The sequence below is a fragment of the Streptomyces tricolor genome (assembly GCF_002155905.1).
Taxonomy (GTDB): Bacteria; Actinomycetota; Actinomycetes; order Streptomycetales; family Streptomycetaceae; genus Streptomyces; species Streptomyces tricolor.
The window spans coordinates 22,380-37,914 of the sequence record NZ_MUMF01000060.1; the positions used below are offsets into that span (position 1 = coordinate 22,380).

Below are 15,535 nucleotides of genomic sequence, written 5' to 3' on the forward strand. Positions count from 1 at the left end.
GGTAGGCGGCAGGACGAGGGAAGAGAGACCGGCGTCTCAGGCGGCTCGGCGGCGGCGCAGCTCGAACACGCCGGCCCAGTGGGGGTGGTCGTCGATCAGGCGGCGGGCGTAGAGGGCGGTGAACTGCTCGGTGATGGTGCGACCGCTCGCGCGGTTCGTCCCGAGGATGGTGGTGGGCATGAGGTTCTCCACAGGCTGGGACGCGACAGCGTCAGATGCGCAGGGCGGGATCGGTGCGCAGGCGGGCGAAGGCGCACAACAGGCCGATGGCCTGCAGGCCGGCGCAGACGGTCATTGCGTGGCCCAGCGCGCCGGGCGGGGTGAGCGCGGTGAGTACGCCGGCGACGGGGAAGGGCAGCAGGAGGATGAGGATGGTCGCCGACAGGGTGCTGCCGAACCGGTCCGGGGGGATCAGGCGGGAGCGCAGGGTGCGCAGGACGACCGTCATGCCGCCTTCGGCCGCCATGAGGACCGCGACCAGGACCAGGTAGGACAGGTAGTCGGGGGCCTGAGCGGCGGCTAGGCAGGCGAGCGAGGCGAGGGCGGCGCAGGCGGCGCCGACCGGCCACAGGCCCAGGCGGTCGAGCGCGAACCGGCAGAGCGTGACGCTGACGAGCGTCGCGCCAGCGGCGGCGGACCAGACCAGGCCGACGGCAGTGGTGGACTGCCCGAAGTGCTTGACAACGATCACCGGGCCGGCCGCTTGGAGAAGCCCGATGGCCAGGTTGGACAGGGTCAGCCCGGTCACGAGCCAGCCGAGCGGGGGAAGAGAGCGGATGGTGCGCCACCCGGTGAGGAGTCCCGCACCGGATTGCCCCTTCGGCGCGCGGGCCGGGGCGACGGGTGAGGGGGGTGTGCGTAGGGCGAGCAGCGCGGCGAGAAGCGAGAGCACGGTGATCACCGCGAGCATCGGCGGCGGACCGGCGATCAGGAGTATCCCTGCGAGGGCTGGGCCGGCCAGGGTCGCGGTCTGGTCGATGCCGAGCAGGACGGCCTGGACGCGATGGGCCCGATTTCCTGCTCGGCGGCTGGCGGCGGCGCCCGCCGTCTCGGCCGCGATGTAACTGAACTCCGTGAGCACGCCGGTCGTGGCGGCAAGCACCATCACCGTTGCGCTCGCCACGGTGCCGGACGGGTGGAGGTGGAGCAGGACCGCGCCTGTGGCGAGGGCCAGCGCGCGTCCCAGAGAGGCGAGGTGGAAGACGACGGCCGCCCCGCGCCGGTCGACGATCGATCCGGCCCATCCGAAGGCCGCCAGCCTCGGGATCCATTCCAGGGCGAACGCGGCGCCCGTCAGCGCGGCGGAGCGCGTGGTGGCGAGGACCAACAGCGGAATGCCGTAGGTGGACATCGCGAACGCGAGAGCGTCCGCCGTGCGCGGCAGGTAGATGCTGCGCATCAGCCCGGCGGCGTGGCGGGCATGCCGGGGTGCAACTGCTGCGCTCACGCGACCGGCTCGGGCTCGGACACCCGGGTGACCTGGGGGTTGCCGGACAGCCACTGGATCAGGAGAGCGCAAGGACGGGCAAGGTCCGCCTCGGCCTCGTCGCTGGGCAGCCGCGCGGCGGACGGCCGCGGGAGGCCGTCGGCGCGCTCGGCCGCGAGCGAGGGCGCCAGGAGGTCGAGGACGTGGCGGATGCGACTGCTGAACTCGCAGACCGGTCCCGGGTAGGCGTGGCGTCGGCCCCAGCGCGCAGCCGCGTCGTACAGGTCGGCCAACTCCGAGCCCGACTCGGTGAGTTCAAGTCCGGCGCCGGGTGCGGTCCGGACGAGACCGTGGGCGCGGGCCGCTTCAGCAGCGCGGCGCAGTTGGTCCGAGGAGAGGTCGGGGAGGGTGGCGGCCAGTCGGCGTGGCGGTATCGCCCCGTTGTCGTCGATCTCGGTGACCAGGCGGATCAAGGAGCGCGACGCCAGCAGCTCGACCGCGTTGCGTACTTCGGCAGGGGTGAAGAGGGTGGTCATCGGCGCGGACCTCCCGCCTGGACGGCCGCCTTCGGGCGGGCGGTCATGGCATGGGAGAAGAGATCGCGGTTGTGCCACGCCGGAGAGGACTCACCCGTCCGGGCCTGCGGGAGGGTTGCGGGGGCTGGCCGGGACTGGCTGCTTATCCACGGCCTCGGCGCGGGCTTCGCCTGCGGGTGCCCCCAGACTGGGTGTTGGCGCGCCTGGTTGAGCGGCTGCCCGGCGGACCACGCGGACAGGGCGCCGAGAACGGGGCCCAGGCCGTCGCCCGCCGCGGACAGCCGGTAGGGCCGGCCGATGCCCTCGGTGTCGACCAGGCCGTCGGCGACGAGCTGCCGCAGCGGCGGGTACACGTTGGTCCAGTCGCTGCTGGGCATCACGATCCGGGCCAGGGCCCGCCCGCTGACCTCCTCGCGGGACTTCAGCACCCACAGGATGGCGGCGGCGTGCCGCCGGGTGAGCAGGGTGAGGCTGTCCTCGATCTGCTCGATCGCGGGCAGCGGGCGGTCCGCCTTCTCCAGATGCTCCTCGGCCCAGGTGACGATCATCGGCAGGACCGGCAGCAGGGCGGCACCACGCTCGGTGTGGCCGTAGGTCACGTGCCGTGCGGTGTGTTCGGTGCGCTCGACAAGACCGGCGTCGCACAGAGACTTGAGCTTGGGGTGGAGCTGGCCGTTCTGCAGCCAGGACACCTTGACCGCCAGCTCGCTGTAACGCTGTGGCGGGCCGGAGAGTGCCAGCAGGATCCTCACGTTCCAGCGGGGAGTGATCATGGCGAGGGCCTCGGTGACCCGGGCGATGTCGGCGTCGGTGTCGGGAGGCAGAGCGGTGATGGCCAAGGGAGGAACTCCTGGGTGAATGAAGGGGGGATCGCCTGCGGGTCAGCGGCTGTGCGCCGTGCTCTGGGCCGGAAGAGGCGGAGCCGGAACGGGCGGCGAGGGAGTCGGCGGGGACGGCGCTGAGGCCGGGACGCGGTCCAGGCTCTGCAGAACGGCCAAGACCGACTTGGCCTGGACGTCGCGGACTGCGACTGCCTCGGCGAGCCGGCGGGAGCCGTCGAGAAGGTGGGAGACCTCGTGGCGGCCGATCTGCCGCTCGGGGTGGATGAGCCGGGCGAGGTGGTCGCGGTGGAAGTCGATGCTGCGCTCGGCATTGGCGAGGTCGTCGTGCATGCCGAGCAGGGCGGAGAGCATGCCGGGCGGCTGGTCCTGGGCGTGGGCCTCGAGGTCGGCGAGCGGTGCGCCGTACAGGTCCTCGATCCGTCCGGCTATCTCGGTGGACGTGAGGTGGGACAAGCGGGGGCTTTCACGGTCGGCGGGCCCGGGCCGCCCCGGCACGCTGGGGTGCCGGGGCGGCGGACGGGGGCAGGGATGCGGTGGCGGCCCTGAGTTGTGCCGTGCGGACGGGACGAGCCCGCTGTTCGGGCGGGGGCATGGTGCGCAGCAGCTCATCGAGGGCGGCGCGGTAGCCGTCGCGAGCGTCGAGCGCCGCCTCCAGCCACTGCGCGTCGAAGCGGAGCTTGTCCGCCGACAGGTCGCCCATGTCGCGGTCCGGATCCATGTCCGCGTGAACTCGGTCGCGGACGCGGGCGACCTGCTCCTCGGTCAGAGCCAGGAAGGAGCGCAGTTCCAGGGCACGGGCGAGGGCGGGCGAGGCATCGTGGCCGACAGCCGCCTCGTACAGCTCGGGAATCGGGTTCCCGAAGACTTTCTGCAGGTCGCCGTCCATGGTGCTGGCCTTGACCGGGCTCATCGGGCGGGCCTTCCCGCCCGCCACGCCGACGCCGGCGCGGGTGTACCCACGGGGCGGTGGGGCGCGCTTGTCTGCACCGCCGGCCCGGTTCGGGGGCGAAGGCGGGCGAGCCGTTCGGCGGCGAGGTCCTTCTTGCCCGGAGCGTCCGGGTCGAGGAGCCACCGTACGACCATGGCCCGGCCGTCGCGTGCGGTGACGGCCGCGTTCACGCGGTGGGCGAGGCCCATCGTCGGGTCGTCGACCTCGCTGGGTTGGGTTTCCAGCGCGGCGAGAAGGTCGTCCTCCGCGCTGTTGAGCACGGACTGGGCCTCGACGAGAAGGCCGTGCCACTTGACGACGTCGGTGGCGTCAGGGTTCGCGGTCGGCGCGGCGGCCACCGCGGCCTTCAGCTGGTCCATGTCCATGGCGAAGCGCGCTTCGATCCGTTCGGTGAGGACGCCCACGACATCCTCAGCGTCATCGGATATGCCGTCGGGCAAAAGGAAAACTCCTGTTCTGGAAAGGCCGATGCCTGGGGGAATGTGAGGGGCGGCCGTACCCGGCGGCTCAGTCGCTTACGGCCACCTGCTGAATCCCTGTCAGTCCAGGCACATACGGGTGTCGCGGTAGACGTACGTGCCGGAGACCCAGCCCTTGACGCCGGTCGACTTGTCTGTGATGTAGAGCCAGTTGCCGCTCTTCTTGTGCACGGTGAACTTGTGGCTCTTGTAGAGCACTCCGACCGCGGTGGACTTCGTGGTCGCCTTGGACCGGATGGTCACAGCCGACGCGTGGACCTTGTACGGCAGCGGCGGGAGGTCCGGGCAGGGCGTACCAATGCTCGTGGCCGTCGAGGCGGCAGCGGCGGGGGCCGCAGTCGCGGGCGTGGTGGACAGCATCGGAAGAGCGAGTGTTCCGAGCATCGCCGCGGATATGGCAATTCGGGTGGAGCGCATGCGGAAGAAACCTCCGTGAAGGCATAGGGATTGCATGGGGATGGCGCCGCGGGAGTTGTCCCGGCGGCTGTATAAGAGTCCGGAGAATCGCCGGTTTGGCTAACCGGCGATCGTCGGCTATGTTTCGCCGCCCGCGTCGGCCTTGGCGCTCAGCGCGAGCGGCCGGGCGGGCGCGGAACAGGGGCCTTCGGCACACCGGCCGGGCGGCTGGCTGCGGCTGCCGGGCGGACCGGTGGGAGAGGACCGGCCTCGCCGGTAAGCCGGTCGTCGCACCACTGCAGGGCCTCGCCCACCGTGTCGAAGCCACCCTCGCGCAAGGTGTGCGTCCACGCGTGGGTGTCGACCTCCTCGACCACGACGCGGAACGGGCTGGGGGCTCGCTCGTCCAGGGCGCGCAGGGCCACGACGGTGACCATGTCGTCCGGGTCGTCGCAGGTGTAGGAGTAGCCCATGGCGTAGTGGTCGCCGTCGCCCGCGAGGCGTCGCTCCAGCGCGCGAGTCGCCTCGTCCGCCGGCGGTGGGCCCAGCTCGGGGCGATGGCATCATGCGGGCAGCCGCGGTGGATGAGCCAGGACTGCGCCATCGCGGGCAGCGGCAGCAGGGCCTGCTCGAAGTCGAACGTCTCCTTCTCCCGGTCCCGCTTCAGGTGGACGGCGACGTAGTGCGGCATGCCTGGGTGCCCGTAAGTGGCGGTGCGGTCGAAGAGGACGTAGTAGCTGTGCGCGCCGTTGGGGGTGTGGTGTTCGGCGAGGGGGACGAGCATGTCCTCTCGGACGGCGACCTGGCGGTAGAAGTCGAGGTACGTCTCCTCGTCGGCATCGAAGTCGTCCAATGCGAAGTCGACTTGGGGGATGGACTTCCGAGCCGGGGCCGGTTCGGTAGGAGCCAACAAGGGCCTTTCGATGGAGTTCAGTGCCGCTGCGCCGGGGTGGACGGCGATGTGCCGGGTCGAGCCGGGACCTTCGGCGCCTGGGTCGTGGGCGTCCGTCGGGCGGCGAACAGCGCGGTACGTCCGGCGTCGGTGAGCGAGACCGGCTGGCCGGCGTGCACGGGGCGGTCGGTATCCCGGACGACCAGGCCGGCGTCCTCCAGCCGCTGCAGCTTGGCGTGAGGGATGCGGGTGCCGGAGGCAGCGGTGACGGACATCCGGCCGGTCAGCAGGTGTTCGTAGAGCTTGGCGCCGCCAGCGATGGCGAGCAGCGCCGCCTGGTCGTCGGTCGCGAGTGGCTTCGCGTCGGGCGCGCAGGCCGCTGCAGCGGCCTCAATGGGCTCCAGGGCGGCGAGCACCTTCCGGGCAGCGGCGTCGCGCGCGTCGGTGGCCCCCTCCAGCTGGTCCACGGTGCGGTCGATGCGCGTGAACAGGGCGTCATCGACGTCGAACTCGCCGCTGGACAGGCGGTTGAGGAGGCGTAGGTAGAAGGTGACGCCGGTCTGGGACTTGGCCAGCTCACGGTGCCGGTCGACCAGGTGGGCGTGTGGCTCGTCGAGGATGCCGCGGTCGCGGTAGACCCACAGGGTGTCGATGTCGTGGCCGGTGACGGCTTCGATGCGGTGGTCGAGCGGGGAGACCGCACGCCGGGCTAGTGTCGGCGCGGGTGCAGGGGGCATAGGCGAGGCTCCGTGCGTTCAGCGGGTGTGATGGTGCGCGGGGTTCTGTGCGGGACGGGGCAGACCCGGCAGTGCGGTGGGCGGTGGACCGGGCCGGGGCGCGGGGCCGCGGGTGGTCAGCTGCGGGGAGCGGGTGCGTGCCGCGTGGGTGCGGGCGCTCAGCGGCCGGCGGGTCATCCCCAGGCGGCGGCCGACCTCGTCGTAGACGTCGTTGCCCGCACGCGGCCGGATGGCGACGACGTGGATCTCCTTCGGGTGTGCGGACTCTGCGGGCGCCGGGCGGACGCCGTAGACGACGCGCCAGTCCTTGCGCGAGTCCACGAACAGCTTGCGGTAGCCCTCCAGGTCACCGTCGAGGCGTAGCCCGAAGCGCTGCGCGTTCACGACTTCCTGGAGGTAGGCGAGGGTGAGGTCGCGGATATCGCTGGGGGCTTGGAGGAGATCGGTCAGCGCGCGGGGGTCGAAGCTCAGTCCGAAGGCGGGCTGTCCCTGTCCCGCGGTCATGACGTCGGCTCGTCCGGCTCGGGTGTCCCGGCGGCTTCCGCCATGGACGCTGTCTCCGTGCGCACGGACGGCGGCGGGCCGGGCAGAAGACGGTGCGCGGGCCGGTCGGGAGAGGTCATGCAGGCCGACAGCGGCCCGCCCGGTGCGCGGATCGCCGCCACCGCGTGGGTGAGGAAGTCCCGGTGCCACACGAACAGGCCGCTCAATCCGGCTTCGGGGTCCTTGTGCTGCTGGTACGCCAGCCAAAGAGAGTGAAGCCAAGCCACGACGTCGTCGTGCTCCTGCCACTGCAGACACCAGGGCGCCGCGGTCGTGACCTCCGCCCCGTACACCGGGAGGAAGAAGTCGTCGACCCAGTCCGACAAGGCATCGAGTTCGTCTTCGCGTTCCTCCCCGTCGAGTTCCAGGATCGGGCGGGGCTCCGGCGGAGCTGCGGCAGGCGGCCCGCCGAGCCCTGGCATGCCGAACGCGGCGAACGGCGATCCGCTCGGTGCTGGGGCGGACGCCAGGTGGTCGATTTGCTGCGCCTGTTGCGCCGACTGCTCCATGAGCCGTCGGACGCTCGCCTCGATTCCTTCCAGCTGCGGATCGGGAATACGAACCGGCTCCAACTCCCCCTCGTCAGGAGGTTTTATGGATTCGGACATGAATAGCTTGGGCCTCCTACGAGACGTGGAATGTGAGGAAGACGGAAGCGGCGACGCGCGGACCGGCCCACGAGCTACAAGTCCGCTTCGTCGGATTGCCGACTAGGTGTATTGCCCTGTGAGGTTGGGGACGCGGCTGGCGGGTGGCTGGCCTTTCAGCGCGGTGTGTCCGCGGTGGTGATTGTAGGTGTGCAGCCACTCGTCGAATGCCTGGCGTCGTTCGGCCTCGGACCGGTAGGGGCGGGCGTAGGCCCACTCGTCCAGCAGGGTGCGGTTGAAGCGTTCGACCTTGCCGTTCGTCTGTGGCCGGTAGGGCCGGGTTCGTTTGTGGGTGATCCCGGCCGCTGCCAGCAGGTCGCGCCAGTTGCGGGAGCGGTAGCAGGAGCCGTTGTCGGTCAGTACCCGTTCCACGGTGATGCCGGCCTGGATGAAGAAGGCGTGGGCGCGGGTCCAGAAGGCGGTGGCGGTCTCCTTCTTCTCGTCTGCGTGGATCTCGCTGTAGGCCAGGCGGGAGTGGTCGTCGACGGCGGTGTGCAGGTAGCTGTAGCCGGCGTTCGTGCGGTTCTTGCGGCCTGCGGCCCGGCCGAGGACTTTGTGGCCGCCGCCGTCGGGGATGTTGCCGAGCTTCTTGATGTCGACATGGACCAGTTCGCCGGGCCGGTCGCGTTCGTAGCGGCGTATGACACGGCCGGTGGCCCGGTCCAGGTGGGCAAGGCGGGCCAGGCCGTAGCGGGCCAGGACGCGGTGCACCGTCGAGGGCACCAGGTGCAGCAGGTGCGCGATGCGGGCCGGTCCCCACCGGCGCAGGATGCGGACCTTGATGATCCGGCGCTCGGTGCGGGTCGGGGTGCGGCGCGGGCTGGTGCGCGGACGGCTGGAGCGGTCGGCCATGCCGGCCTCGCCGAGCCGACGGTAACGGTCGACCCACCGCTGGGCCGTGGTCGGCGAGACCTGGAAGCGTTCTGCGGCCCGTCGCAGGCTCCAGTTGTCGTCTACGACGCAGCGGGCCAGGCGCAGGCGGCCGGTCTCGGTCAGGGGTGCATTACGGTGGGGCACGAGGGCCTTTCTGTTGCTGGTGCAGATGTCGCAATCCACACCAGGCCAGAAGGCCCTCACCCATTTCAAGATCACACGGCAGTGATCGCTGTCACCAACCTCCGTGGGCAGAACAACTAGGGCGCCGGTCGCCTTGGCGGGAGTCGCGCTCGCGGCTCAGGCGGTGAGAATCACGTCGTCTTGCGTGAGGGTCTCGCGGATCGTTTCGGTGAGCCGGTCGGCCGCGATCGACGCGTAGTGCTCGGTCTTCTCCACGCCGATGAAGTCTCGGCCTTCCAGCAGAGCGGCGACGCCCGTGGAGCCGGAGCCGGCGCAGAAGTCGAGCACCGTGCCGCCCACGGGGCTGATCTTGACCAGCTCGCGCATCACCTCGACGGGCTTCTGCGTGATGTGCTGGCGCTTCGCCCCCGAGGGCTGCGAGGCCGAGTACAGGCCGGGCAGATAGACGGGGTTCCGGGAGCCGTCGATCGCTCCCTTCGACGCCCAGACGATGAATTCACAGTTCTGAGTGAACCGGCCCTTCTGGGGCCGTGCCTGTGGCTTGTGCCAGGCCAGCACCCCGCGCCACAGCCACCCGGCCGCCTGAATCGCGTCCGTCGTGATCGGGAGTTGACGCCAGTCGGTGAACAGCAGCGCGGTCCCGCCGGTCTTCGTAAGGCGGTGGGCTTCGGTCATGATCTGCGTCAGCCAGAACCCGTAGCTGCGCTGGTCCATGTTCTCGCCGGTGAAGTCCGGCAGGGTGTGCTGGGCGTCGGCGGAGGTGTACTTCTGCTTCGCGGAGCGCGTGGTGCGCTCCTTCGCGGTCCTACCGCCTGAGTTGTACGGCGGATCGGTGATGACGGAGTCGACGCAGCCGTCCGGAAGGCCGGCGAGAACACTGAGGGCGTCGCCCTGATGCAGGGAAAAAGGCAAAGAGGAACCCCTATTCGGGTGCGGAATCGCGGAGGGAACTAACCGCCTCGCACAGAAATCCTCGCGGGCCGCAATTGGGCATGCAGAAGCCCAGGGCCGCAGACCGAGGAGGGCGAGGGGGAGTCCAAAAACTGTAGAGGCGAAAGCGCCGACGACCAAGAAGTGCGCTGCTGAGGTGCCGGATTCCGGCACCTCACGCCGACTTTTTGGTCAACCGCCGATTCGCGCCTACTGTTTTTGAACCGCCCGGCGCACACCGCCGCTGGCTACTCCCCGACACACCTCACGGAGGTACCCCCTGCCCCGGCACACCTAGCTCACGGCCCGGCCACGCGGAGCGAGCGGCAACTCGCCCACACAGGCCCGTCCTGATCGCCCACCCCGGCCGCCGCGCCCTTCCAATCACGCCTCGCGCACGCGGCACGCCGGACACCGCACCCCGAAGGACACGCTCATGACGTCTCGCTACCCACCCATGCCCGAAACCGCTAGCCCCCGTGCGGTCCGCTCCGATTGAAGTGGCTCGCCGCCGGCATCGGCGTCGTTTTCCTCTCCCCGATCCTGATCGGCGGCACCGGCATGATGCTGGCCTCCTCCGCCGACGCCGTGAAGAGCAGCGGCTCCTTCAGCAGCTGCCTGACCGACATAAACACCGACAAGGTCTCCGAGCAGGTCACCAAGATTCTCGACGGCGCATCCGGCAAGAACGTCCACGTCGAGGGCCTGGACCTGCCCGCCGAACAAGTCCCCAACGCCCAGACGATCGTGGCCGCCGGCCTCTCGCTCGACGTCCCCAAGAAGGGGCAGATCGTCGCGCTCGCCACGGCGATGCAGGAGAGCCGGCTGCGCAACCTCAACTACGGAGACCGGGATTCCCTCGGCCTGTTCCAGCAGCGTCCCTCGCAGGGCTGGGGCAGTGCCCAGCAGATCCGTGACCCGGTCTACGCCTCCGAGCAGTTCTACAAGCACTTGCTCAAGGTGAGCGGCTGGCAGCAGATGACTGTCACCCAGGCCGCCCAGGCCGTGCAGAAGTCCGGCCTGCCGGACGCGTACGCGCAGTGGGAGGACCTGGCCACCGCACTGCAGGAAGCCATCGCCAAGACCTTCCCCGGCGGCAACGACGCGGACGGCAAGGATGCGGACCAGGGCGAGCAGCCGTCGACTGGCACGACCGGCTGCGCGCCGGGCCAGGACGGATCCGGCTTCGGCCGCATCCCCGAGGGAAGCGTCCCGAAGGGCTACGCGATTCCCAAGAACGCCGATCCGAAGGCGCGCAAGGCCATCGAGTGGGCGATGCACCAGCTCGGCACGCTCTACCAGTGGGGCGGATCCTGCACCAACTCGCACGGCCCCGACCCCATGGGCCGCTGCGACTGCTCCAGCCTGATGCAGCAGGCGTACGCGCATGCCGGCGTCACGCTCACCCGCACCACCTACACGCAGGTCAACGAGGGTAAGGCGGTCTCGCCCGCCCAACTTGAGCCCGGTGACCTGATCTTCAGCCGTGGCACGGCCGCCCAGCCCGAGCACGTCGGCATGTACATGGGCGAGGGCCTCGTGATCGAGGCGCCGCGCACATCGAAGCCTGTCCGGATCACCCCGATCAAGGACTGGACGATTCTCGCCGCCCGCCGCGTCTTCTGACGCCGCCCCGTCCCGGCACCGCTCCGGGCGGGCCGCCGCCGCGGCCACTTCCGCGCCCCGAGCGCACCTCCCCCTCCGCTTCCCCACCTTCCCGCGGGCCCTCGCCTGGCCCGCGTATGCAAGGAGCCCCGCCACCCCTATGTCCGTCCCTCTCTCCGACCGCGTCATCCAGCTCGCCTACGACCCAGGAATCTCGCCCAAGGGCGGCGGGTTGCCCGGGCTGAGCGTGCTGAAGAACGTCGTCAACTCGATCAATCTGTTCGGGATCATCGCCGTCGTCGGCGCCCTCGCCGTCTCGCTCGGCGTGTGGGCCTGGGGTCACCACACCGGTGGTCACCAGGCCGAGGCCAACGGCAAGAAAGGCGCGGTCGTGGCCGCGGGCGCCGCCCTCGGTCTGGGTGCCGCGAACGGCATCGTCGCCTTCTTCTCGGCCCTCGGCTCGCAGGTCCGCTAATGCGGAAGCGATTCTCCTCCTTTTCGCTGTCCTCGTACGGCGCAGGCTGGTCGGCCAACCGGCGCATCGCGATCGTCGCCTCCGTCGTCGCCGTCCTGCTCGCCATCGCCGGGATCGTCGCCCTGCTGACCGGCGGCGGGAACGGCCACCCGGCTCCCGACACCGCCGCACCCGCCCCAGCTGACAGCCCGTCCTCCTCAGAGGCCGCCCCGAAGCCTTCCTCCGGATCCGGGTCGGTGCCCAAGCCTCCGCAGATCGCCGAGCCGGTCGCCTACGCCAAGGCGGCGGCCCAGATGCTGTGGTCCTACGACACCCGCGACACCAGCCGCGACCAGCAACTCGCCGGCATGCGCGCCTGGATGACCACCGAGACCAAGTACGCCGACTGGGCCTCGGTCTCCGGCCAGGTGCCCGATCCGGTGCCGTGGTCACGGATGGCCGACCAGGACCAGCACGCCACCGGCACGGTCACCGAGGGCCACTACCCCTCCGCGTTCAAGGCGGCCCTGGCCGACGACCCGTCCGCGATCACCCAGGCATACATCTACGTCGTCACCGTCAACGGCAAGCAGCAGATCGCCTGGAGGAAGGGCGGCGGCGGAGCCGAGGAACGCGCCGTGACCCTCGCCGTGCAGTGCCGCCCGAATCACGACTGCACCTTGGCCGCCATCGCTCCGAGCGTCACGCAGTGACCCGCGCCTGACATAAGAATGGAGGAGTAACTCCCCGTGGGTTTCTGTGATATTCCCCTGGCAGACAAGCTGTGTGCCGTCGGTGACGCGGTGGATTTCGCCTCGGACCCCGGCAAGGCCATCGGCGACTGGATGGCGAAGTCGGCAGGTGAACTGGCAGCCGCCGCTGCCGATCTGGCGGCCGAAGCGGTCAACACCACCACGAAGGTCGACCTGAACGCCGGCTGGTTCCGCGACAACTACGAGATGCTCTTGCCGCTGGGCCTGGTCCTGCTGGTCGCGACGTTCTGCGCGCAGCTGGTGCGGGCCGCGGTCAGACGCGACGGACAAGCCCTCACACAGGCATTCACCGGCACCATGTCGGGCGTTCTGTTCGCCTTCTGCGCCATCGCCCTGACCACGGTTGCCGTCGAGGTGGTCGACGCCGTCTCCGACGGCCTGTTCAAGGCCGCGAAGCTGGACATCGCGTCGGCGGTTCGCCGCATCGTGAAGGTGAACCAGATCGCCGGCCTGTCCGGACTGGGCTGGCTCGTCGCGGTCGTCGCCGGTCTCGGCGCCGCCATCGGCGCCTTCCTCTACTGGTGCGTGATGATGGTCCGCAAGGTCGGCATCCTCGTCATGGTCACCCTGGCGATCTTCGCAAGTGCCGGCGGCGGCTGGGAGGTCGCACGCCGCTGGCGCAAAGGCTGGATCGAAGCCACCGCCACCCTCGTGGTCTCCAAGCTCCTGATGACCGTGATCTTCGTACTCGGTATCGCTGCCATGGGCAAGACCGAGGCCAAGGACGGCATCGCCGCTCTGGCCGACGTCATGTCCGGCATCGTGATCATGATCCTGGTCCTGCTGTGCCCGTACGCCGTCTTCAAGTTCGTGCACTGGGCGGCCGACGGCACCGACGGAGAGTCCATCCACCGGGCCGGTGGCGCTGGAGCCCAGATCGCCAAGGCCCACGCCGAGAAGGCCGCCCGCAAGGCCACCGCAGCTGCGGCCACCGCAGGAACCGGTGGCGCTGCAGCCGGAGCAGGCACCGCACCACAGGGGCCCGACGCCGCTGGCGGGGGCGGTTTCCCCGGCGACGTCGCCGCCAACCCGACCGGTGGAGGCGCAGACGGCAGGGAAGGATCGCAGGGCGACGGCGGAACGGGCGTCTCGCCCGGTGGCGATGCCGTCAAGTCCGGTCTGGAGAAGGCCGTCCAGCCCGGGCCGACGAGCGTGTCGGACGACACCACCGGCCAGGTGGGCGGCAGCCCGGGTCCGGGCGGATCCGGCGCAAGCGCCGCGTCCGGCCAGGGCGGCGGATGGCAGTCCACGGCGCCGACCACGACTCCGCCGCCGCAGGGCGCACCCCCGTCCCCCGGCTCACAGAACGCCACGTCCAGCGGGTCGGCCTCACCGCCGCCGCCACCGACCGGCCTCTGATCCCCTGCCCGACTCCCGGGGGTGGGATGTGCACGCCACCTCCCACCCCTGGGTTCCACCCGCGCCTCCAGGACCCGCCCCTTGACTGATCTCTCCGTCGCCCCGGTCGCGGTGAAGTTCCCGCACCGGTCCCGCCGCGGCATCCTCCTCGGCCTCTCCTTGCCCCAACTCGTCCTCGTGTCGTGCACGTTGGCGCTGCTGCTGATCACGGTGATCTCCACCGGACTGCTCGGCGCCGTCGCCCTGGCCCCGCTGTGGGCTGCGTCGGGGGCGCTCGTCGCCATCCGCCGACACGGCCGCTCCTTGATCGACTGGGCGCCGATCGTCGCCCGCTACGCGCAGCGCCGCCGCACCGGCCAGATGCTCTGGCTCGCCCGGCCCGTCACCCGTCCCCGGCAGGACGGCATCCTTCACCTGCCCGGCACCGCCGCCTCGCTCAAGGTGGTCACCCCCGGCGACTCCGCCAACGGGGCAGCCGCGGTTTACGATCCGCACCGCCAGACCCTGACCGCCGTCGCCCGCGTCACATCCCGAGCCTTCGCCCTGCTGGACGCCGCGACGCAGAACTACAACGTGAACGGCTGGGGGCGTGCGCTGGCGGGCATCGCCCGCACCGGGCACGTCGCCACCGTGCAGGTCCTGGAGCGCACGGTCCCCGACTCCGGCGACACCCTCGTCCGCCACTGGGCCCAGCACGGCCAGCCCCAGACCCCGGTCGCCGGGCAGATCTACTCCGAACTGGTCGCCTCCGCCGGCCCGGCCGCCGCCCCGCACGAGACGTACCTCGCCATCTCTCTCGATCTCAAGGCCGCCAGACGACTGATCTCGCAGGCCGGTGGAGGGCTGCCGGGCGCGTTCACCGTCATGGAGCAGACCACCGCCTCCATCGCCCAGGCCGCCCGCAACGCCGGACTGCTGGTCACCGGGTGGCTGAGCGCCCGGGAGATCGCCGCCGTGATCCGCACCGCCTACGATCCGAAGGCCCTCGCCGCGCTCCAGCAGTGGTCCGACACCGGCCACGCCGAGGCGGACCCGGCAGCCGCCGGGCCCGTCGTCCAGGTCGAGGAGTACGACCGGCTCGCCACCGACACCGCCCGCCACGCCACGTACTGGGTGGAGAACTGGCCGCGGACCGAGATGGGGGCCGGGTTCCTGCACCAGATCATGTTCACCGCCGGCATCCGCCGCAGCCTCTCCCTTATCTACGTGCCGCAAGCGCTCGAGTCCGCGCTGCGGGACGTCCAGCGCAAGAAGGCGGCGATCATCGCCGACGCCAACGAACGCGCCCGCCGCGGCCAAGTCGACAGCGAGGAAGACTCCGTCGAGTACGCCGACGTCAAACAACGCGAGCGCCAGCTCATCGCCGGGCACGCCGACGTCGCCCTGACCGGCCTGGTCACCGTCACCGCCGACACCGATGCCCTCCTCGACGCGGCCTGCGCGCAGATCGAGACCGCCGCCGTCACCGCCGGCGTCGACCTGCGCCGCCTCAACTACCAGCAGCCGACGGCCTTCACCCTCGCCGCCCTGCCCCTCGCCCGCACCGCTCTGTAACGCCCTTCCAGACTCCGGGACATGCGCTGACATCCATCAACGACGACGAACTGAGACGCGAACTGCGCGCCCTGCTCACCTCCTGCCAGGAACTGGCCGCCCGCCACCGCGCCACCCTCGATCAGTACCGCGACAGCGCCGGCAACGTCACCGAGGGGAAGTACGCCGACTACGACGAGGCCAGGATCAATACCGCCCTTGAGGCCAGCGACCGGTTCGACACGGTGCTCGAACGCCTCGCCGACCTCGTAGGCCCGCCGACTCCCCGCGCGTTCACGCTCACCTTCGCCGGACGCGAGCGGCACGAAGGCCAGGCCCCGACGCGCTTCGTCGTCAACGCCGCCAACCTCGACGACGCTGCCCCCGCCTCCCCGGCGGCAAGGACCCCCATTGCCC

General features: G+C 70.7%; 18 protein-coding genes and 1 pseudogene. 5 read left to right on the plus strand and 14 right to left on the minus strand.

Going from position 1 to position 15,535, the window contains the following annotated elements:
* Positions 1–36: 36 nt before the first annotated feature.
* The 14 genes and pseudogenes from CCN44_RS44925 to CCN44_RS05095 form a co-directional block, all read right to left on the minus strand.
* On the minus strand, positions 37–180 hold the full coding sequence (locus CCN44_RS44925) for a hypothetical protein (protein ID WP_167345869.1): 144 nt from the start codon (positions 178–180) through the stop codon (positions 37–39).
* A 31-nt stretch (positions 181–211) separates the two neighbouring features.
* Positions 212–1,447, minus strand: a complete 1,236-nt coding sequence (locus tag CCN44_RS05035) for an MFS transporter (protein ID WP_033306513.1) — start codon at positions 1,445–1,447, stop codon at positions 212–214.
* The gene (locus tag CCN44_RS05040; protein ID WP_033306514.1) at positions 1,444–1,962 is read right to left on the minus strand and encodes a hypothetical protein; all 519 of its coding nucleotides are present in this window, start codon (positions 1,960–1,962) and stop codon (positions 1,444–1,446) included. The genes CCN44_RS05035 and CCN44_RS05040 overlap by 4 nt, the downstream gene beginning before the upstream one ends.
* Positions 1,959–2,801, minus strand: coding sequence for a winged helix-turn-helix transcriptional regulator (locus CCN44_RS05045; RefSeq protein ID WP_033306515.1), 843 nt, complete (start codon positions 2,799–2,801; stop codon positions 1,959–1,961). The genes CCN44_RS05040 and CCN44_RS05045 overlap by 4 nt, the downstream gene beginning before the upstream one ends.
* Positions 2,802–2,843: 42 nt before the next feature.
* Positions 2,844–3,257 (minus strand): hypothetical protein, encoded by a 414-nt coding sequence (locus tag CCN44_RS05050; RefSeq protein ID WP_033306516.1) that lies wholly within the window; start codon positions 3,255–3,257, stop codon positions 2,844–2,846.
* Between the two features lie 10 nt (positions 3,258–3,267).
* Positions 3,268–3,714, minus strand: coding sequence for a hypothetical protein (locus CCN44_RS05055; protein ID WP_033306517.1), 447 nt, complete (start codon positions 3,712–3,714; stop codon positions 3,268–3,270).
* Positions 3,711–4,193, minus strand: coding sequence for a hypothetical protein (locus CCN44_RS05060; RefSeq protein WP_033306518.1), 483 nt, complete (start codon positions 4,191–4,193; stop codon positions 3,711–3,713). The genes CCN44_RS05055 and CCN44_RS05060 overlap by 4 nt, the downstream gene beginning before the upstream one ends.
* Positions 4,194–4,292: 99 nt before the next feature.
* Positions 4,293–4,616, minus strand: a complete 324-nt coding sequence (locus tag CCN44_RS05065; protein WP_033306519.1) for an SH3 domain-containing protein — start codon at positions 4,614–4,616, stop codon at positions 4,293–4,295.
* 182 nt (positions 4,617–4,798) lie between these two features.
* Positions 4,799–5,541 (minus strand): annotated as a pseudogene (locus CCN44_RS05070) (hypothetical protein).
* Positions 5,542–5,558: 17 nt separating this feature from the next.
* Entirely contained in the window at positions 5,559–6,257 is a 699-nt protein-coding gene (locus CCN44_RS05075; protein WP_033306521.1) for a helix-turn-helix domain-containing protein, read from the minus strand.
* Between the two features lie 18 nt (positions 6,258–6,275).
* The gene (locus CCN44_RS05080; protein ID WP_086696961.1) at positions 6,276–6,761 is read right to left on the minus strand and encodes a hypothetical protein; all 486 of its coding nucleotides are present in this window, start codon (positions 6,759–6,761) and stop codon (positions 6,276–6,278) included.
* The gene (locus tag CCN44_RS05085) at positions 6,758–7,309 is read right to left on the minus strand and encodes a DUF4913 domain-containing protein (RefSeq protein WP_033306523.1); all 552 of its coding nucleotides are present in this window, start codon (positions 7,307–7,309) and stop codon (positions 6,758–6,760) included. Before CCN44_RS05085 ends, CCN44_RS05080 begins: the two co-directional genes overlap by 4 nt.
* Before the next feature lie 201 nt (positions 7,310–7,510).
* Positions 7,511–8,464 (minus strand): IS481 family transposase, encoded by a 954-nt coding sequence (locus tag CCN44_RS05090; RefSeq protein ID WP_033306524.1) that lies wholly within the window; start codon positions 8,462–8,464, stop codon positions 7,511–7,513.
* A 156-nt stretch (positions 8,465–8,620) separates the two neighbouring features.
* Complete coding sequence (locus CCN44_RS05095) at positions 8,621–9,376, minus strand: DNA-methyltransferase (RefSeq protein ID WP_033306525.1); 756 nt, start codon at positions 9,374–9,376, stop codon at positions 8,621–8,623.
* A gap of 513 nt (positions 9,377–9,889) precedes the next feature.
* On the opposite strand from CCN44_RS05095, the gene CCN44_RS05100 reads away from it, so the two are divergent.
* From CCN44_RS05100 to CCN44_RS05120, 5 genes are all read left to right on the plus strand, one after another.
* Positions 9,890–11,020, plus strand: a complete 1,131-nt coding sequence (locus tag CCN44_RS05100) for a C40 family peptidase (protein WP_033306526.1) — start codon at positions 9,890–9,892, stop codon at positions 11,018–11,020.
* A gap of 139 nt (positions 11,021–11,159) precedes the next feature.
* Positions 11,160–11,474, plus strand: a complete 315-nt coding sequence (locus CCN44_RS05105; RefSeq protein WP_033306527.1) for a DUF6112 family protein — start codon at positions 11,160–11,162, stop codon at positions 11,472–11,474.
* Positions 11,474–12,166 carry a hypothetical protein gene (locus tag CCN44_RS05110; RefSeq protein ID WP_033306528.1) on the plus strand — a complete coding sequence of 231 codons (693 nt, stop codon included), beginning with the start codon at positions 11,474–11,476 and terminating at the stop codon, positions 12,164–12,166. Before CCN44_RS05105 ends, CCN44_RS05110 begins: the two co-directional genes overlap by 1 nt.
* A gap of 36 nt (positions 12,167–12,202) precedes the next feature.
* The gene (locus CCN44_RS05115) at positions 12,203–13,585 is read left to right on the plus strand and encodes an SCO6881 family protein (RefSeq protein WP_086696963.1); all 1,383 of its coding nucleotides are present in this window, start codon (positions 12,203–12,205) and stop codon (positions 13,583–13,585) included.
* 81 nt (positions 13,586–13,666) lie between these two features.
* Positions 13,667–15,139: an SCO6880 family protein gene (locus CCN44_RS05120; RefSeq protein WP_167403939.1), complete on the plus strand. Its 1,473-nt coding sequence runs from the start codon at positions 13,667–13,669 to the stop codon at positions 15,137–15,139.
* Positions 15,140–15,535: the final 396 nt, after the last annotated feature.